The following is an 18,428-nucleotide window of genomic DNA, read 5'->3' as shown; positions in this document are numbered from 1 at the left end:
CAAAAGTCAAGAATGATTTTTGTGTTAATAGATCCGCCGGCCTCATCACGTCAAGTTGGCGCGGTGAGCCTGGTGGTACTATGACGGATTACAAACTGGCTTACTTAGGGGATGGGATAGCCATGGTTGACGGACACAATATACGCACGGGCAAATCAGGCTATCAGAGCGATGTTTTGTCTCACGCGGCTCGGCTTTTTCGTGAGAAAGGATTTGAGAAGACCTCACTCAAGGAAATTGCCGAGGCCTGCAATATGCTCCCCGGGAGCCTGTATTATCGCTACAGCACCAAAGAAGCACTCCTCGTTGAGCTGATGCGCCGGGGAGTTGGCCTGGTTACCGCAGAGGTCGGGTCGGCTTACGCCAGCTCGGATGACCCGGTTGAGCGATTGCGTCTGTGCATCAATGCGCATTTGCGGGCCCTGTTGGTAGATTCGGATGCGGTTTATGTACTGCTGTTTGAGTGGCGGGCGCTGGGCCCCGAGTCGCGCGAGGAGATTATCGAACTGCGTGACCAGTATGAGACCTTGTGGTCCGAGATCCTAGAAACCATGATTGAGCAGGGGGTGATCCCGAAGGGTGTCAACAGCCGTTTGCTCCGCCTGATCGGCCTTGGGGCGCTCAACTGGGTTGCAACCTGGTTCGACCCGAGCGGGACCCATTCTCTTGATGCCATCGGTGATTTAATCTGGCAGATCGCCATAGACGGTGTGATCAGTAAAAGTGTGCAGAGATAGCGGTTAGATCAGGGACTACAAAGCCCAACTGAAAGAAAGCGTACCAAAGCTGAAATTCTTCTGGTTGCGCTGTTTTTCCCCCGTTGTGGCTCGAAAAACCAGCGCCAGTTGCAGGTTGTTCCATTGTCTGGTCGCGCCGACTCCAATCTGGCCTAGCCCGGATTTCTCATAGGTTGTCGCCAATCCTCTCAGACTGGGCGCATGACCGCCATACCGGCTCTGCTTCAGCCATGATTGCCTGATTATCGATCAATGCCGGTCATCCAGACACACCGCCCCCTTACCCCCATTGCGTCGGGCCGGGGGAGCCCGGGCATTCAGTTCGGCACCAGTCGTCTAACCAGGGCCGAGAGTTCATCCTTGTAGGGGTAGCCGTCACTCATCAGCACGCGAACTCGCCGGGTATTACGGATAATAACGGCACCAACCTTGATCAGTTTGAGTCGCAGGGTGCTGGCACTCATCCGCTCGAAGGGCGTTTTCTTCAGGTAGGTGCGTAGTCGCTCGAACAAGGTGTAGGCAAAGCCCGACAGGATTAGCCGCCACTGGTTGGTCCACCAGTGGGTACTGGAGGTGCGGTCGGCAAACAGGCTCAGTTGCTGGTCCTTGATCCGGTTTTCCATGTCACCCCGGGCACAGTATTGCTCGTAGTAGAGCTTGAAGCCGTCATCGTAACGAGAGCTGATGATAAACCGGGGATTGGAGCCCAGTTCGCCTTCTTCCAGGCGGGCCACCACCCAGCGAGGGTATTTCCAGGACTTGGCCTGATACTGGAAGCGGAACGTCTCGGCCACTTTCTCCTCGGTTTGCCGGTGCGCCTGACGAACCAGCATCATGGGCACATCCACTTCTCTGAGCAGGCGGCTGTTCTTGCTGATGCCGACGATGTAATCGACGTTGTTCCGATCGCACCAGCTCAGGATCCGGGGGCGATAAAAACCACTGTCGCCACGGAACACGATGGGGGTATCCGGCCAATACTGTCGGATGAACCGCACCAGCAGTGCCAGGATGGCCCAGCTGTGGCGGCTGTCACTGCGGTTGCTGGTGCGCAGATAACTGACCAGCAGGTGGCGGCCACAGAACACGTACAACGGGAAGTAGCAGTGGTGGTCGTAGTAGCCGTTGAAGAACTTGCCCGGCTGCTCGCCGTGGACCGGAATATCGGTACCATCAAAGTCCAGCACGATCTCCTTCGGCGGTTCGTCATGCTGTTCAATAAAGTGGTGCCAGAGCGTTTCGTGGGCCTGCACCACGGCCTGCCGATCCGCCCGTTGTTCCATCCGGCATAGCGTGGATTTGCCGGCCAGATCGTCGTCCTGGCCCAACGCCGTTTGCAGGGCCTGGTCAAAGCGCAGGGCTTCGTGATCATTCAAATCTTCATAGCCGGCAGCCACGCCGAACACCCGCTGGCAAACCATGGTGTTCAGTTTATGCTGGATCAATTCCGGTGTCCGTGGATCTTGTAGTACTGAGGCCAGGCGACGAGTCAGTCGATGCTGCTTGTCGACTTCACGGAGCAGCAGTAATCCGGCATCGGACGTGATGTGGCCACCGGAGAAATCGGCTTCAATCTGGCGGCGTGCGAGTGGCGAGAAGGTCAGTTTTTCAGGTACCATTCTGGAAGCGGCTGTTGGTGATGGTTTTGTGTGTAGGAGCTTGAAATCATAACACTTTCAGCCGCTTTCTTTTATCCGCTATGAGAAATCCGGGCTAGAAGGGGGCTCTCACTGAACCGGTAAGGTCCGGAATTGTCTGCCAGATAGGAATAGGAAATGTACTCAACCCCCAGCCCTACGAAGACTGACCAGGCGGTCCTTGAGCGGCTAAAAGATCCCGGCAACGCGATGGTAGAGGAACTGCCGGCATAATCCGGAATAAAATTGTCCGACAGGTGGCGGCCGATTCGCCAGATGGCGCCAACCGACGCAGACGTTTGAAAACTGGAAAGTCGCCCGGACCCAACGGCTGAAAACTGTTGTTCAAGGCCGTCGGGCTGCCCGAACTGCCACAGTTTGCGTCCATGTTCCGCCGTCAGACCACCAACGACATCGGTCCCAAGTTGATTCTCCCAGCCTTTGGGGGGCTCGCTCCCGGTGATTTTGTGCACCAACTTCTGGCTGGCTTCAGCCCCACTTTCGGGGCCAACGACCCCGATGTGGGCACCAAACCCTGTTATCCTTTCGGCGTCCCAGCTCCAGAGCGTGGCGCCCACTGAGAGGTAACCAGCGTAAGGGATATCATTGAATTGAGGCTCTGTCCGGCTGAGGTCCTCTGGAGTTACCATCAACTGTTGCAGGTTGAAGCTCAATGCATGGTCACGGCTGTTTGAGCCAACTCCGGGTAGAAAGGAGAGATGGTCCCGGGCGGCAACAGCCAGGCGGGCAGAGCCGGTGTCGGAGGTTTCGGCTGATGATGTCAAATACGATAGGCCTATCCCGTTGGTGTAGCCACGATCGCTACCGGTAAACAGATCATTATCCCAGGAGATGTTGAAAATATCGGCTGTGGCGGAGAGCGGCAGAAACACAAGGGTCAAGCCAAAAGCGGCAAACGAAGCTGGTGCAGGCACTATTGAGGCTCCATAAGGTATGGTTGCAAATTGATGTTAACGGATTTCCGCTAGGCGAAATAGCAAATAGCCGACCCTAATAACGCTCTTGAGCAAAACCAAAGGCAAGCGGATTACCAGTATGGCACCTATCTTTCTATTTCAGCCTCCTGAACCTTGACCACCAAGTGCGGCTTGTCATCTTCAGCCGCGTTCGGTCCAGCCAATTGATTCCACATAGAATCGACCATGGGTTGAAGAAAGAGCTGCCCGAGCTGGCGAATCATGACGCCGATTACTTGACTTGAGTCACGGTGTGCCTTCGACGCAACGCCGACATTGCGCAAAGTCGCCACTTGTTTGGCAGTGAGATCGGTTAGCATCTCCAGAATACGACCGCGGTGTCCCATGGGATCGAGCAAAGCCCGCCTGAGGTAACCGACTACCGCTGGGTTATCAGAGAGCATGTCCGCGACCGCTTCGTCACGAGCAGCTGCAATCTCCGCCGTGGTTCCTTCGAGGGGGACTTGCGCGATCGCGCCGAAGAACAAATCCACAATTTGTTGCTCGATAGCCTCGCGCAGTCCGTCCTTAGTTCTAAAGTGGTGCACCACCAAACCAACCGTTACACCCGCCGCGTCGGCAATGGCACGCATCGAGGTTGCGTCCTCTCCGTAGTTCGCATACAGGGCTAATGCCGCATTGCGGATGCGTGCCTTCGCAGTCAAGTCGCTATTCAATTTAGGGGATCCTCCCACCATTTTCTTCACTATCTAACTCCTGTGCATAGCTGAGTCTGCGTAGTTCCTCGAACACGACCGGAGTATCACGCTGGGGTTGGCTTTGTACGCTAAGCAGCCACGATCTGTCGGGACGTATAAGGTTACCAGAAACGTTGACATTGTACCTTCGTATATTATGCTATACATAAGTATAGCCTTGATGCGTTCGACAGGTCAGAATGATGAAATCGGTTGCTTTAATGAGCGCTTCCTCACCGGAACCACTGGCCGGGATTCGGGTCGTCTCGCTCGCCTCCAACTTGCCAGGCCCCATCGCGGCCGCGCAACTGGCTAGCATGGGTGCACAGGTCACCAAAATTGAGCCCCCAGCTGGTGATCCGCTTGCTGCAGTGGCCCGAGCTTGGTACAACGAGCTTGTGGCTGATCAAGAGATCGTTGTCCTGGATCTAAAGCAGTCCGAGCAGCGAGGCCGTCTCGATGATTACCTTGCAGAGGCTGATGCCCTAATAACGGCCATGCGTCCGTCTGCGTTAAGTCGTCTTGACCTGCACCGACTCTCCGAGACTCATCCTGCTCTGGTTCACGTCGAAATAGTCGGCCACGACGGAGATGCGGCTGAAGTTCCCGGGCACGATCTGACCTATCAGGCTGCACACGGCACGTTGTGCCCGCCGACCATGCCACTCGTTCCGGTGGCGGACTTGCTGGGGGCTGAGCGTGCGGTCTCTGCTGCGGTCGCGGGACTCCTGAGTCGAACGCGCGTTGGTAGGGGTGGCCACTACAAGATAGTACTTGACCATGCCGCTCAGATGGCAGGTGCCGCAGTTCGCCACGGTCTGATGGGGCCTGCAACGCCTCTGGGGGGAGCGTTACCCACCTACCGCATTTATCCCACTTTGGACGGCTATGTCGCTCTCGGTGCGCTCGAGCCCCACTTCGCCGCCCGGGTTACAGAGCATATCGGTCGTACGATTGAGGAGCTCGAGTCCACTTTCAAAACACGGACGACAAGCGACTGGGAAGCGATCGGTCGCGAACTCGATATTCCTCTGGCCGAAGTCAAGGCCCCTACTTCCGGAGTAACAAATGATTAATCGTGAAGCAGTCATTGTTGATGCCGTAAGAACCCCGGTCGGCAGACGTGGTGGAGTACTGAGCCAATGGCATCCTGCCGACCTGCTCGGCTGCACTCTAAGATATCTTGTCGATCGCAGCGGCGTTGATCCATCCACAATCGACGACGTGATCGCTGGCTGCGTGCTGCAGCACGATCAACAGTCCTCCAACATCGCCCGCCACGCCGTGCTTTCCGCCGGCTTACCCGAGTCCGTGCCGGCAGTAACTGTGGACCGCCAATGTGGTTCCGGACAGCAGGCAGTCAGCTTTGCCGCCCATGGTGTCATGGCTGGTAGCTATGATCTGGTGATCGCAGGTGGGGTTGAATCGATGTCGCAGGTGACTATGCCGTCAGCATTTCAGCCAGGTGCGCCACTCGGCCCGCAGTACGGACCGCTTGAGCTGGAGCGCTACGACGGTCGACTTATGGCACAGGGGCCAAGTTCCGAACTCATGAACGATCGCTTTGGGCTTAGTCGCGAGGAACTTGATGCCTACAGCGTTCGAAGTCATAAGCGGGCCCTCGCTGCTACCAGGGCTGGTGCTTTTGTCAAACAAATGGTGCCAATCACTGCCGATCCCCAAGACCCCAACGGTCCATGTATTACCGCTGATGAAGGCATTCGCGAGCATCTCGACACGGAGAAGATGGCGAGCCTGAAGACGGTCTTTGCGAAAAATGGCCGCACGACGGCCGCGAACGCATCTCAGGTTAGCGACGGTGCGGCGGCACTGCTGGTCGCTGATCGTGGATATGCTGAGCGAACAGGCCTTAAACCACGCGCCCGCTTTCGTGCTATGTCAGTCGCTGGTGCGGACCCCGTGATCCAGTTCACCGCGATACTTGAGGCTACCCACAAGGCACTAAAAATAGCGGGACTAAGCGCGGCGGACATTGATCTGTACGAGGTCAACGAGGCTTTTGCAGGCGTACCGCTAATGTTTCAGCGCGAATTCGATATTCCGGATGACAAGCTCAATGTCAACGGTGGCTCAGTCGCAATCGGGCACCCGCTGGGCTCAACCGGTGCCCGTATGCTTACTGATTTACTTTGTGAACTTGAACGCTCAGGGAAGAAGTTGGGCTTACAGACTATCTGTGAAGCCCATGGCACTGCCAACACAACAATAATTGAACGCATCTGAGGAGAAAGATATGCAATCGACATATATTACTAAGGGCCGTCCCTCCACCCATGGTGACAGCTACCAGCTCAACACAACGACGATGATTCGGCACGCGGCCCGAACTTATCCAGAACAAGAAATCGTCTACCGTACCGCCGATGGCGGCTGGGACCGGTATACCTACGGAGAGTCTTACCTCCGGATCTGTCAAGCGGCCAACGCGTTGCGCAGCCTCGGCGTCGGCCCCGGGGACGTAGTTGGCATCCTGGATTGGAATAGTCGTCGACATTTCGAGCTCTATTGGGCGATCCCCGGCCTAGCTGCCGTCATGCTGCAGATGAATCTTCGATTGGCGCCCGAAGACCTAGGCTATGTTACCGACCACAGTGAGGCGTCCTGGATTTTAGTTGACGAATCTCTGCTGCCAATTGCAGAGAAGCTCGCACCGTTGGTGCCTCAAGTCAAAGGCTGGATCGTGATGACCGATCGTCCGCTGTCGCAGATCAACACCACCCTCACAAACGTGCATCACTTCGAGGATCTGCTCCAGGCTGAAGACACACACATCGATTGGCCGATGGTGGACGAGACGTCGGCTTACAGTGCCTGCTACACAACAGGCACCACTGGCAGGCCCAAGGGAATCTACTATTCCCACCGCGGTATATATCTGCACACCTTGGCGATGGACAGTGTGATCGGCATGAGCAGTGACGACACCGCCATGCTCATTACGCCGATGTTCCACGGTCAGTGCTGGGGTCTTCCGCAGGCCGCCGTCCAGGCGATGGCTAAAGTCGTCCTGCCAGGCCGCTACGTCGCTGAGGATACGTCGGTTTTGGTCGACGCAATGATAGAAGAAAAGGTTACTGTAGCTAACGGTGCGCCAGCGATCTTTACACCGATGCTGGAGTACATCCGAACACTGGACAACAAACCCGACTTCAGCCGTGCGAGGCTGCTGAGCGGTGCCACCGAGCCATCGTTGAGTTTGATGCGTGGCTTTTATGATCTCACCGGGGCCGACATTATTCATGCCTATGGCGCCACAGAGACCACCCCGCTGGTCACGGTCAACAAGGGGCTTAAACCGTCGCTGCGCGAAGTGTTGAGCGACGAGCAAACATGGAACCGCAAGCGCTGCCAAGGCTTGATGGTATCCGGCGTCGACTTCCGACTTGTTGACGGTGCCGGTAAGGATGTGCCCTTCGACGGCATTTCCCAGGGCGAGGTGTTATTAAGAGGACCTTGGATTATCGAGAAGTATCATAAGCTTGAGGACGATGGAGATCGCTTCCTCGACGGCTACTGGCGGAGCGGTGACGTCGGCACGATTGACCAGCACGGCTACCTCAAGCTGACCGATCGTCTAAAAGACGTGATCAAGAGCGGCGGCGAGTGGATCTCCTCCATCGACATGGAAAATGCGCTGATCGCACACCCACGCATCCGCGATGCCGCAGTTGTTGGCATTGAGCATCCCAAGTGGCAGGAGCGCCCTGTCGCCCTGTTGGTTACCGACGACGGCACCGAGTTGCCGCTGGACGAGATCCACGAAGTTCTAACACCCAATTTCGCCAAGTGGCAGCTGCCAGATACTGCCCTGTTTCTTGAAACGTTGCCACGCACCAGCGTCGGCAAGCTCGACAAGAAGGCTATTCGCGCCACTTATAAAGATATCTACAAGGACATCTGATGGCTATTCTCAATATTCGCCGCAACGAATCCATCGTTATCCTCGAACTCAATCGGCCAGAAGCCCGCAATGCACTTAACGAAGAAGTCTTAAGCGCACTGGGACAGGCGCTGGTGACTTTTCAGTACGACGACAGTGTGCGTGCCGTAGTGATCCACGGTGCCGCTGGGAACTTTTGCTCGGGAGCCGACATCACTGCCTTTGACCGTATTCGTGAAGATGCGCTGATCGGCCCACACAAAGCCCTTGGTGGTACGTTCTGGGATGACTTGGCAGGCTTTCCCAAGCCCGTTATCGCGGCTATAGAGGGACTAGCCCTGGGCGGGGGCTGTGAGCTTGCCCTTGCCTGTGACATCGTCATCGCAGCTGAAACCGCGAAATTTGGGGTGCCCGAGGTTAAACTCGGCGTCATCCCCGGCGGCGGCGCCACGCAGCGTTTGGTAAGTGCGGTAGGCAAAGCCAAGGCAATGACCATGCTGCTAACTGGGAATTACATCAGTGCGGCTGACGCATGCGCCGATGGCATCGTCGCCCGTGTGGTCCCAGAGGGCGAGGCTCTTGACCAAGCACTTGCAATGGCTGGACATATTGCCGCCAATTCGCCGCTGGCCGTAGCGCTGGCCAAAGACGCGGCGTTGCAGGCCTTTGAGACATCACTCAGCCAAGGTCTCAAGTATGAAAAGCAGAACTTTCATTTGGCAATCCACTCAGCCGACAGCCACGAGGGTCAGGCCGCCTTTCTGGCGAAGCGAGCACCTCACTACACAGGAAAGTAAACACGATGAGCGAATTGTTTCCCGATTATAAGGCACCTTGGGAGGCCGAGGACCACACGTTGCTGCGCGACCAAGCGGCCAAGTTCTTCGCCCGCGAAGTCACGCCTAACCAGGAGCGATGGGCTGAGCAGCACCAGGTTGACCGTGAGTTATGGAACAAAAGCGGCGCTGCTGGTTTATTGTGTACTGGCCTGCCCGATGAGTACGGTGGTGGTGGTGGCAACTTCGGCCACGAGGCCGTGGTCCAAGAGGAGCTGGCGCTGGCCCGAGACACTGCGTTCGGATTCAGCGTACACTCGACCATCGTCGCCCATTACATAGCGGCTTATGCAACAGAGGCTCAGAAGCAACGCTGGATTCCGGCAATGGCGAACGGTGATAAGGTGATTGGCATCGCTATGACCGAGCCCGGCACGGGTTCGGATTTGCAGGCAGTGCGTACGACCGCGATCCGCGACGGTGATCACTACGTGATCAATGGGTCAAAGACGTTCATCTCGAACGCCACCCACGCTGACCTGATGGTTGTGGTGGCTAAGACTGACACGTCAGAAGGCGCCCGTGGTATTTCATTATTCGTGGTCGAGGTGGACAAGGTCGAGGGCTATGAGCGCGGACGGGTGCTGCAGAAGGTTGGGCAACACGGCCAGGACACGCGCGAGCTTGCCTTCATCGACATGCGCGTACCCGCGGAGAATTTGCTTGGTGGCAAAGAAGGCCAGGGCTTCTTCCAGTTGATGGAACAGCTACCCCGTGAGCGCTTGATTATCGGGATTGCCGGTGTCGCGATGGCCGAAGCCGCAGTCTTGGAGGCGATCAAGTATGCCAAGGTACGGACGGCGTTTGGCAAGCCAATCCTGGATTTTCAGAACACGCGCTTCGTGCTTGCCGAGTGCAAGACCGAGGTCTTGGCCGCGAAAACCTTTATGGATCACTGCGTCCAGCGCTACATGGACGGTGATCTCGACCCTGCCACCGCTTCAATGGCTAAGTTGCTCGGTACCGACAAGCAGGTCGCCATCATCGACCGTTGTCTGCAAGTGTTCGGCGGCTATGGTTATTTGATGGAGTATCCAATCGCGCAGATGTACGCCGCTGCGCGGGTGCAAAAAATCTACGGTGGCACCAACGAGATCATGAAGGAGCTGATCGGACGATCACTTTGACGGAACCTGTTAGCATCCTATCGAGCACGGCTACAACGTCTCCGACGTGTCCCGGAGGCTGGGATCACATCCGGCAGTTTGTACAAGTGGATCAAGTTGTATGGGGATCCGGGAAGCCAGCACCAGCACATCACGGAGCAGCAGGATGAGCTTCGTCAACTGCGGGCCGAACTGCGCCGGGTGACCGAGGAGCGCGACATATTAAAGGCCGCCGCGTTCTTTGCCAAGGAGTCCGAGGAAAGTATCGCTTCATCAGGGCTCACCAGAAGGAGTTCCGGGTCCGGGTCATGTGCCGCGTGCTGAAGGTCCACTTCAGTGGTTTCTATGCTTGGCTGCATAGCCCTGAAAGCCCCCGCGCCAAGGCCAATCGTCGACTGGTTGGGTTGATCAAACAGGCCTGGCTCGAAAGTGGTGGCGTGTACGGTTACCGGAACATCACCCTGGATCTGAAAGACCTCGGAGAGCGGTGCAGCAAGAACGAAGAACTGGCCAAGCCATTCCGGTGGCATAAAAGCGCCGATGCTATTATGACATCGGCGGCGCGGGCAAAGCTGAGCTTAATCGATAATAAGCGCGCGAATTAACCGAACCGCACACTAGTGTACCTAGAGCAACTGAGTAGTATGTAAATCAGCAAGTGCAGAATAGAGCCGGCCCATCCAATGGCTCAGTGTAGCGGTGTCTTTTCGGCCCAGTCTTGATTGGATGTTTTGTTGATGAGGAACTCGACGAAACCCGGCAGGAAAGTCCTTTTCAAGCCTCTTATTGGTGGGCCAACGTAAGGAAGTCTTCACCAACGACCAGCCCATAGTCGAAAGCTTTGGGTGCCAATCGTATTTTCCGGATGGTTGCTTCAGAAGCAGTGTCGAGAGTCTTGCTTCAGAGCCTACGGTATCAACCTCCACCAATGCATAATTCTGGTTCTTATATCTGAACACACGGTAAAGCAAGTATCTTGGGTTACCATCTGGCAGTCGATGTTTCGAGTGTCCTTTCAACGCCGGTAGCGGAATCAATTCTTCAGCCACGATTCGGCAACCTTTGATTTCCAATAGGTTGCTCATGGCAATAAATGCTTCAAATTTGCGGGTGAATAGATGTGAATCGTCACTTTGGTCATCAATGCCATCAGGAACGCCGGCTGGTATCTCTCCCCGAACGGTTGGCTCATCAGTACTGACATCCGTTTGGCTATTAGTCGAATCATCAAGGCCTTCCTCTGATTGTCCCTTACTGGTGCCAGACCGGCGTCTGCCATCCGAAGACTTGCGGGTGGTATAAGCAGGTTCGGAGAACTCCAATTCTACTTCTGGGACGTCCAGAACATACTCCTCTGCATCCGTGGTTGGCATCTCGTCATCATTAATCTCAGGCGGGCCATCCGATCTCCTCCTTTCTATAGAATTTCCTTTTTTCCCTGTTTTTTGCTCAGTGAATTTCGGATCAATGAACTCAATCTCTCTCGGGATCTGGCTACTCAGGTTTGTAAGGCTGTGGATTTCATACACGAAGAAAAGCTCGGATTCTTTGACGTACTGACCTCGCACCTTCATTTTCACCTTTTCCAAAGGAGGGGGATCAAAACGGAACGGCCAGTACCGGCGCCCATTCCTAATCTCGCCCTCTGTCAGCTGGTATTGGGCGATGCTTTGAAACGAGTTCCGGACCTCTTTATTCAACAACAGCCACGCCAGAATTCTGCGTTGGCTGGGGTTACCTCGCACTAACATGGGCAGAGAACTACTTGGCAAGATATGTATCTCTGCCCTATTCGGGTTCTCACCCATCTGAACGTCGAACTCCTCGTCTAGTCCATTTGGATTCAATGCCAGGCGGTTCAGATAGGCCGAATGGAAAAAAAGAGCCCGGGCCAGTTCTATTTGTGGCAGGAAAAACTGTGTATCGCCGGCTTTAAAGCTAAAACACCATTGTTGCCGGTCTCCCTGCCTACGAATGTTGACTATTGGACAGTCGGCTATCCGGCAATGTGACCAGGTGCTGGTACTGTTTATCTTTAAGCCCTTTTCATAACCGGCGACCTTGGAGGCTCCGGCGTGTGTCACATTTAATACACGTCGCCTCGGTATCAGACCCAGCTGCGATAAGCCAAACTTTTCCTTGTCTTGGGCCGGATCCAGCTTCACCTCGATGTACCAGTTTGGATTTCGCAGATCACGAACCATTGAGCCGATTTCTTTAACCTGGCTATTGTCCTTGATTCCCATGAACGTTGGTGTCTTCTTCGTTTTCTTCGAGGCCATGCAGGTATTTCCGTGCTTGGTCTGTAAGTCGTGTTTCACTTAGCCCGGCGATACGGATCAAACGCCAACGTGGTGGGTACTGAAACTCCTGCTTTAATTCCCACCAAGCATTTCTCAGCCGCCGTACCTGGTATTCGGGAACGCTTTCGGTATAACGTGCCAGCAGTCGCCGGGTTCGCGGCAACCGATTGAGTGCCTTTTCCAGCGTGGAGAGCTTACCCAGTTGTTTCAGCAAATACGTTTGTGAATGCCGGGGGCCGCGTGGGGCCGCACGCAAAAACCTGAGAATTTCCCGCAGTTTGGTTAAATAATGCCGGTCCCGCTGCCGCCAATCAATTCTCGGTTTTCTTTTAAGAACCTGTGTTCGTGGTTGAGCTTGATTGACCTGCTTCAGCCACAATCGATCGTACCGATACAACCGGGCGTAAAGTGCCGGGGCCGCCACACGGGCCTTTTTCGGTGACCGGTCTGCCAGCATTTTAATCCAGTCGTTCTGATCTGGCGTCAAACCATCTTTAGACCCAATGTGTGCCTCTCCGGTTGACTCTAATGATTCTGGAGGTGCGGGCAAGGGCAACTCTCTGACACCCTCAATAACATCGGTAATAGACCAGCACTCAGGGATCAACGCTTGGTGAACAACGATGTGCTGCAGATAGCTAAAGGATTTCCGGTGCTTCCGGAAAATCGCTCGTAGCCAGCAGTAATCCGAATTCCGATCTATCCCCAAACCATATCGGCGCAAAAACCTCGCAGGCCAGTGATCTGAAACAGACTTGGCAATGGCGGCATGGTCAATGTGAACCTGGCCGCGAATAAAACCAGACTGTTGAGCCAATCGGTGGTAGTGAGAAGACCACTGGTCATAACTCGGTGAAATGGCCGGTCGCTGTTCCAATAGCTCCCTGCCCTGAGTCAGAACCATCTTTGATTCGTTACGAGCAGGTTTTTGAGGGAATATCGGACAAGTGGCTGGCGAGGCGTCATGGTAGCGGTGCTGATCGACTAAGGGGCGGGTAATGGCCGTATGTAAGAGTTCGCCGTGCTTCTCACAACAGTCCACTCCGGCTATCTGCCACTCCCGCTTCCAGAAATACTCTCCATAGGTACGTTGTTGCTCTTTGAGGCACCCGGGACAATATCGAACACGGCCAGGCACTTTCACAAGCGATGCAGCGACACCCATCGCCAGGTGGACCGCACCTCGAGATTCTCCAGCCATCCATGCCAGGCACCGTTTTCGGCGTTCTTCCGGGATAAACGGGGCATACAAGGGGAATAGAGTGTGGCAGTAGGCAATCACTTCAACGCTATAATCAGGGGGCAGCCACCGAGAAATCCTCGACAATTGATTGGGCAAATCCAGCGTTGCAATAACATTGTGGTTGCCATAAATTTCGGTCAGTAATTCCTTGGGGCTGACAATTCCTTTCCGAATACCTGCCCTGGCCACGGTGCTATATATCAGCTCTTCAGGGTACGGAATCGGGAAGTTCAACATGGCAGCTATGCCTGGTTACCAGAACCGAGCCACTCGTCGCTGTTAAAAACCAAACCCGATTGACGCGCGGCATCCAGCATTTCGTCCTCGTTTGCCGCCTGGGAGTGCAGAAATCGCAAATCGTCTGACTCAAGGGTGTGCCATTCTTTCACTTTAATCGATTTGATTTTTCGCTTTCCCGTCACCGGTAGCGTCTTTTCGGAAGAATGGTACCAGTCAAGAATGATGGGCATCAGGTATTTCAGCTGTAAGTCAGGGTACTCCTCGAACGCTCGTTGAATTAACGGCTCCAAAAGGTCTGATTCATGGCCCATATCGACCAGCAGGTTGTGCAGCCGAATTGCCTGATCGTTGCCGTTGTACTGAACGGATTTCCGGATCTGGTCTTTACTTGATTCCAAGAGGGCACTGAGTTCCAGAATCTTCTTATCCACATCAGGGATCGTGAGGTCTGAGTATTGGGCTATCTTGCTCGGGTCTCCGGAACGCAGAGCTTCCATCATCGGGTGTATCGGCTTCAGTTCGTCGTGATAGACCTTTTTCATGATATTGGGCGTGATTCGTTCCGTGCCTGTTACAACCGCCCGTATCTGGGACAACACGAACAACTTGATGACGACATCCATGATGCCCTGAGACAGATCAAACCAAAGATCCCTTAAGTCATCCGAGATAGTATCACTGGCCTTTTTCAGCCACTGGTATCTCCAGAGCTTTTTTGTGAATGCGCCCCATTCGGTTTTATTTATGTTTTCTTCAGGCGCAGGCTGGCGCAAGGGTTCCCATAATATTGATCCAAATCCTGCCCCTCGCCGAGCAGACCTCAGGTCTGTTTCAAAGACCGGTCGAGCCTTCGGTGTACCGACCATTACCACCGGTACAGAAATCTCGTTTACCAACGTTACGAAGAAGTTCAGCATTTTCTCCGCACCGCCGGAGGCACGAACATTCAAGTGCTGAATTTCATCAATGACCAGTAGGCCAATCGCATAGGTGTTTGCCAGCTGCGACATCAACGCAATCATTGTTTCTACGCCGTGGCGTTTTTCGCCATAGCGCCGGACATAATCTGTCCCAAGGATGGAATCAATTTCCCGGAAAAAGTTATGGCACAGGCTCTTGAGAGCACCGTCATGGGGGCAGTCGATTTTCAGGAAAACAATCTGTGTGAAATTGTGTTCCGGGTGGTGAATCATCTGCGGATACGTTGCCAGAATACGGTTTAGAGAGCTCGTCTTCCCGGAACCTGAGCATCCGATAAACACCAGGCTTTTCGCAGTCGACTCCACGTGATCAAAGCGAAATGCCTTCAAGTCTCCGCTCTTGATTCGCTCATATCCGTTTTGTAGGTGGGCCGAAAGATCACCAGTGGCAATATTGCGCCCCACATATCCCTGACGCAGCATGATCGAGATTTTTGATTCAAGCTCGATGTGGCGCGCCAACGGCTGAAAAAAACCGTCCAGAAGCTGGGAGATAATGTGCACTCGTGTCTGGCCGTCCAGATATACTTCTGTCGGTCGAAGCTCCATAGCCTCACTGAGCCCCGCTATGAGCTGTTTACGGTCTGGTATTGGCGGTAAAGCCTCAATCAGTGGATTGCCATGATATGACGGTATCCCGGTGTCCTGGTAAACGGCCCTCACCATGCCTGAAGGTAAAGTCATTCATCGTCTCCAAACAGCTCATCCAGAAAATCCGGGAAAGCGCCATCGTCGGGCTTGCCATGTAGGTAGGTTACATCAGATTTCGGTTTACTAGTGTCAGGTTGCCGCGCCTTCGTTTGTTCAGCTCTTTGAGCATCTCGCTCTTGCTTGCGATTATCACGTATGCCTCGGACTGTCGCGGCTTTCGATTGCTGTTTATTTATGGCGGGGCGCGAACGCTCAGCGTTTTTGATAGTGTTGCTGACCAGATTTTCCAGCTCCCGTTTGCTGGTTGTCTCGGCCACTTTGGCAACGCTCATCGCTTTTCGTTGTTCTTCCTGACTGGCCCATAACTCCCACATGGACTTGCCGCGAAACTGGCGCGAACGATCTGTTAGAGAGCACACCCAGTATTCCGAACTGTCTTTTTCCAGGAACAGATAAATATAATCAGCTACTGCAGGATCATAAGCTGCCTGGAGGCCGGTGACTCTGCGATCTCCGTTCCTGTGCAGCCAGCCAGATGCTAATAACTCCTTAGACGTGTAATAAGCACCAAAACAGCTAACCCCCAAATCAGAAAGGTGAACTTTTTGGCGTGGCAACAAAGCAATGCGCAAGGCGTGCTCCGATACGTTCTTCAAGCGACCGGTTCGATTCTGTATACCCCAATTCCAGATGTTGAGAGGGGTTAACGCCATATCGTTTGGCATGTCCGGATCGCGGTCGTACTTTGACAGCACGGCATATTGGTTCCGGTGAAGGATCGAGGCGAGCATAATTTGGGTGAAATCGTCCAGCGTGAGTGTTGCATCAAGCCTGTAGTCCTTTCCCCCCTGTTTTCTGACTTTTGTCCCTGTCACGACACCCGGCGTAAACGGTTTGAATTCTGCTTGTAGGGTTCGGAAATAACGCTCAACTATCCCTTTCGCATCTCCGCGATATGGCGGTGCAGTTTCAATACGCACGCCAAACGCTTTCTCCAGGGATTCAATCTGATGCCCTAGTAATTCCCCACGGTCCGCAAGGATGGCATTTGGGATCCCAACGGTTGGCCACTGCTCTTGCGTAATCTCCAGATCATAATGGGCGCAGAGTTCAATCTTGTCTGACATGGAGGTAGTCAGAGCACTCATGGCTGTGACATAGGATGGATTTTCCAATCCTATGTAAAAGCCCGCTACCATGCGACTAAAGACATCAACCACCACATACAGAGTCGGACGACCGATGATCCGTTGCCGGTCTGCCGATAGCAGGTAAACATCAGCAATCGTTGCATCAATTTCATATCTTGAGCCTGGGCCCAGCACTCCTGCTGTGGCGGTCCCTGTTAACGGTCTTATATCTTTCTGGTAGGAAATTCTGTTTGCTCTTAAGCGAATCCGATCGGCGTTTTCATATTCTCTGCGGTAGAAATATCTGATCTGATCAAGTGTTGGATAATCTTCTGGCCGTACATCGGGATTAGCAGCCTCGAACATGTCGATGAATCGTCGATGGGCGTATGGCAGGCTATGGCCCTTGTCGTTCACGTAGTAGCGATCGAGTATCAGACGAAACATCTTTCCGATGGCGCCATCGACGGTAATCCCGGTACCCGGCGAAATTTTCCGGGGTCGACCCAATTTCTTCCTGGATACTTTTCTCTGGCCCTTTCCTCCGGACTTTCGGTAATCAGGCAACAAGGCATTAGGCACCGCTCCTCTCTGCCAAAACTGACGGAGGTTTTTATAAAGCGATTTTCTGGGTTTGTCGGTTTCGTCACTACGAGACTGGACTAACCGGCCCCTGCCACTGCGGTAATAAATTTCTTCATCAACAATCAAAGGCGCTATTAACTCATACCGCTGATCCCGAATCACTTGGGCTTTACTGCCCTGTTCCACGGCTAGCGAGGCGAGTTCCGAGTAGGGATCTTCTACCCGGCGAAGTGATTCATCCAATATCCATTGCCCGATCTCTGTGGCTTTGACTAGCTCAGGCCACGCTTTATCTGAGTCAATATTCATCCAGATAGCGTGTTGGCCCGCCAATGCCAATATGCGATACCGCTCCTGCCCGAGCTTGAAGACGTCATTGATTCGCAGCATAACCCGCCCTCAGCAGCCCTATATCCTCTACTACATGCAGGTCTCGTGATACCAGCTTGTTCCACGGAATGGAGATATCGAACGTTAATACTCTCAAAGCTGCCAGCGCCCGTAACCTAGCCAGCGATGTGCCTGGCTCAAGTGAGTAAGAGTGGTCAATCAGCATTCCAATATCCGGGAGTCTGGAATTAGGGTTATCTGACAACGTACTTACATAGATCGGCAAACTCTGAAATAGGACCTCCAGGCTCTCATCTTGCAATCGCGCGGAATAAAGCAGATCAAGATTCGCCATTACAGTGGAGGGCATCTGCTTCTCGGTTATCAGATACCAGGGGATACCTTTACGTTTCCAATACCGACGCTCAATTTCCAGTTTTTCTACTGTTCGCGGATCCATTAGGTCGGATGAGACTTTCACCTGGATGGCCATGCTCTGTGGCCCAGTCGACGTGGATAGGTCGACAAAAAAATCGCTGGACATGATCTGGTGGTATCCGCTTGCTGCGGGATGAGGAATTTTCGCTTGTTCAGCCAGTGAGAGAGTGTCTTCTATTCTTAGCGGAAACTGCTCACGGATATCGATGACATCCGGGTTCCATTCAATTAACAAAAAAGCCGCAAGTTCTGTGTCAGAGAAGAAATGATGGGTTCGCCCTGTCAGGTGGCCCATCACCCGGTGCGAACGCCCCTCGGAGGGTAGGTCTCTGACGGTGAGCCATGGATGGTAGTCTTTACCATTACCTTTGCCACGGTTTTCCTTGATCCACTTTTCAGTTTTTTTGTCGAGTTTGTAGTTGGCCATTCCCGAGAGCTCCATAGGAGAATAGCCAAACTTTGCCACACCGACCCTCTGTTACCAACTTTATTCCAAAGTTACCAACTCTTTTACCTTGTTACCAACTTTATTACCATCCCACATCAAGGGCATTGCTGATCGTCCATACCTAACTTTTTGTAGTCCCTCTGTTCCCGGAAGGTCCGTATGCCGCGTAGCGGCATGATAGGCGGCAC

At 53.9% G+C, this 18,428-nt stretch carries 14 protein-coding genes and 1 pseudogene; 7 read left to right on the top strand and 8 right to left on the bottom strand.

Annotated elements, in window-relative coordinates:
• Positions 1-80 precede the first annotated feature (80 nt).
• The gene (locus tag RYH70_RS16475; protein ID WP_253825212.1) at positions 81-737 is read left to right on the top strand and encodes a TetR/AcrR family transcriptional regulator; all 657 of its coding nucleotides are present in this window, start codon (positions 81-83) and stop codon (positions 735-737) included.
• A gap of 317 nt (positions 738-1,054) precedes the next feature.
• On the opposite strand, the gene RYH70_RS16470 is transcribed toward RYH70_RS16475, so the two are convergent.
• The 3 genes from RYH70_RS16470 to RYH70_RS16460 form a co-directional block, all read right to left on the bottom strand.
• The gene (locus RYH70_RS16470; protein ID WP_055098785.1) at positions 1,055-2,356 is read right to left on the bottom strand and encodes an IS1380 family transposase; all 1,302 of its coding nucleotides are present in this window, start codon (positions 2,354-2,356) and stop codon (positions 1,055-1,057) included.
• Between the two features lie 71 nt (positions 2,357-2,427).
• Positions 2,428-3,309, bottom strand: coding sequence for a lipid A deacylase LpxR family protein (locus RYH70_RS16465; RefSeq protein WP_216636261.1), 882 nt, complete (start codon positions 3,307-3,309; stop codon positions 2,428-2,430).
• A 128-nt stretch (positions 3,310-3,437) separates the two neighbouring features.
• Positions 3,438-4,049 (bottom strand): TetR/AcrR family transcriptional regulator, encoded by a 612-nt coding sequence (locus RYH70_RS16460; RefSeq protein ID WP_055098788.1) that lies wholly within the window; start codon positions 4,047-4,049, stop codon positions 3,438-3,440.
• A gap of 200 nt (positions 4,050-4,249) precedes the next feature.
• Here RYH70_RS16460 and RYH70_RS16455 point away from each other — a divergent pair, with 200 nt between their 5' ends.
• The 6 genes and pseudogenes from RYH70_RS16455 to RYH70_RS16430 form a co-directional block, all read left to right on the top strand.
• The gene (locus RYH70_RS16455; RefSeq protein ID WP_216636263.1) at positions 4,250-5,125 is read left to right on the top strand and encodes a CoA transferase; all 876 of its coding nucleotides are present in this window, start codon (positions 4,250-4,252) and stop codon (positions 5,123-5,125) included.
• A complete protein-coding gene (locus RYH70_RS16450) occupies positions 5,118-6,293 on the top strand; it encodes a thiolase family protein (RefSeq protein ID WP_055098787.1) in 1,176 nt (391 codons plus the stop codon). The genes RYH70_RS16455 and RYH70_RS16450 overlap by 8 nt, the downstream gene beginning before the upstream one ends.
• Before the next feature lie 10 nt (positions 6,294-6,303).
• Positions 6,304-7,971: a long-chain-fatty-acid--CoA ligase gene (locus RYH70_RS16445; RefSeq protein ID WP_063141481.1), complete on the top strand. Its 1,668-nt coding sequence runs from the start codon at positions 6,304-6,306 to the stop codon at positions 7,969-7,971.
• Entirely contained in the window at positions 7,971-8,747 is a 777-nt protein-coding gene (locus tag RYH70_RS16440) for an enoyl-CoA hydratase/isomerase family protein (protein ID WP_055099018.1), read from the top strand. The genes RYH70_RS16445 and RYH70_RS16440 overlap by 1 nt, the downstream gene beginning before the upstream one ends.
• Before the next feature lie 5 nt (positions 8,748-8,752).
• Complete coding sequence (locus RYH70_RS16435; protein WP_055099017.1) at positions 8,753-9,913, top strand: acyl-CoA dehydrogenase family protein; 1,161 nt, start codon at positions 8,753-8,755, stop codon at positions 9,911-9,913.
• A gap of 19 nt (positions 9,914-9,932) precedes the next feature.
• A pseudogene (locus RYH70_RS16430) lies at positions 9,933-10,392 on the top strand (transposase); the annotation flags it as partial.
• Positions 10,393-10,518: 126 nt separating this feature from the next.
• Here the strand turns inward: RYH70_RS16430 and RYH70_RS16425 are convergent.
• From RYH70_RS16425 to RYH70_RS16405, 5 genes are read right to left on the bottom strand one after another with little or no spacing between them, the layout of a single operon-like run.
• On the bottom strand, positions 10,519-12,174 hold the full coding sequence (locus RYH70_RS16425; protein ID WP_055099016.1) for a Tn7-like element transposition protein TnsE: 1,656 nt from the start codon (positions 12,172-12,174) through the stop codon (positions 10,519-10,521).
• The gene (locus RYH70_RS16420) at positions 12,119-13,675 is read right to left on the bottom strand and encodes a TnsD family Tn7-like transposition protein (protein ID WP_082823873.1); all 1,557 of its coding nucleotides are present in this window, start codon (positions 13,673-13,675) and stop codon (positions 12,119-12,121) included. Before RYH70_RS16420 ends, RYH70_RS16425 begins: the two co-directional genes overlap by 56 nt.
• 5 nt (positions 13,676-13,680) lie before the next feature.
• Positions 13,681-15,342, bottom strand: coding sequence for an AAA family ATPase (locus tag RYH70_RS16415; RefSeq protein ID WP_055099887.1), 1,662 nt, complete (start codon positions 15,340-15,342; stop codon positions 13,681-13,683).
• Positions 15,339-17,414: an integrase catalytic domain-containing protein gene (locus RYH70_RS16410; RefSeq protein WP_055099888.1), complete on the bottom strand. Its 2,076-nt coding sequence runs from the start codon at positions 17,412-17,414 to the stop codon at positions 15,339-15,341. Before RYH70_RS16410 ends, RYH70_RS16415 begins: the two co-directional genes overlap by 4 nt.
• Entirely contained in the window at positions 17,398-18,219 is an 822-nt protein-coding gene (locus tag RYH70_RS16405) for a heteromeric transposase endonuclease subunit TnsA (protein WP_055099889.1), read from the bottom strand. Before RYH70_RS16405 ends, RYH70_RS16410 begins: the two co-directional genes overlap by 17 nt.
• Between the last annotated feature and the right edge of the window lie 209 nt (positions 18,220-18,428).

Origin of the sequence: Alloalcanivorax xenomutans (assembly GCF_032810065.1) — a bacterium.
In the GTDB taxonomy this organism is placed as follows: Bacteria; Pseudomonadota; Gammaproteobacteria; order Pseudomonadales; family Alcanivoracaceae; genus Alloalcanivorax; species Alloalcanivorax xenomutans.
Note: the sequence above shows the minus strand (reverse complement) of the source record. Positions and strands in the feature narration are given on the sequence as shown.

What these genes read in the sequence shown, in the direction of transcription:
- RYH70_RS16405 (WP_055099889.1), bottom strand. Translation starts at nt 18,219, where the DNA reads ATGGCCAACTACAAACTCGACAAAAAAACTGAAAAGTGGATCAAGGAA.
- RYH70_RS16435 (WP_055099017.1), top strand. Translation starts at nt 8,753, where the DNA reads ATGAGCGAATTGTTTCCCGATTATAAGGCACCTTGGGAGGCCGAGGAC.
- RYH70_RS16440 (WP_055099018.1), top strand. Translation starts at nt 7,971, where the DNA reads ATGGCTATTCTCAATATTCGCCGCAACGAATCCATCGTTATCCTCGAA.
- RYH70_RS16445 (WP_063141481.1), top strand. Translation starts at nt 6,304, where the DNA reads ATGCAATCGACATATATTACTAAGGGCCGTCCCTCCACCCATGGTGAC.
- RYH70_RS16475 (WP_253825212.1), top strand. Translation starts at nt 81, where the DNA reads ATGACGGATTACAAACTGGCTTACTTAGGGGATGGGATAGCCATGGTT.
- RYH70_RS16450 (WP_055098787.1), top strand. Translation starts at nt 5,118, where the DNA reads ATGATTAATCGTGAAGCAGTCATTGTTGATGCCGTAAGAACCCCGGTC.
- RYH70_RS16415 (WP_055099887.1), bottom strand. Translation starts at nt 15,342, where the DNA reads ATGACTTTACCTTCAGGCATGGTGAGGGCCGTTTACCAGGACACCGGG.
- RYH70_RS16460 (WP_055098788.1), bottom strand. Translation starts at nt 4,049, where the DNA reads ATGGTGGGAGGATCCCCTAAATTGAATAGCGACTTGACTGCGAAGGCA.
- RYH70_RS16425 (WP_055099016.1), bottom strand. Translation starts at nt 12,174, where the DNA reads ATGGCCTCGAAGAAAACGAAGAAGACACCAACGTTCATGGGAATCAAG.
- RYH70_RS16455 (WP_216636263.1), top strand. Translation starts at nt 4,250, where the DNA reads ATGATGAAATCGGTTGCTTTAATGAGCGCTTCCTCACCGGAACCACTG.
- RYH70_RS16470 (WP_055098785.1), bottom strand. Translation starts at nt 2,356, where the DNA reads ATGGTACCTGAAAAACTGACCTTCTCGCCACTCGCACGCCGCCAGATT.
- RYH70_RS16420 (WP_082823873.1), bottom strand. Translation starts at nt 13,675, where the DNA reads ATGTTGAACTTCCCGATTCCGTACCCTGAAGAGCTGATATATAGCACC.
- RYH70_RS16410 (WP_055099888.1), bottom strand. Translation starts at nt 17,414, where the DNA reads ATGCTGCGAATCAATGACGTCTTCAAGCTCGGGCAGGAGCGGTATCGC.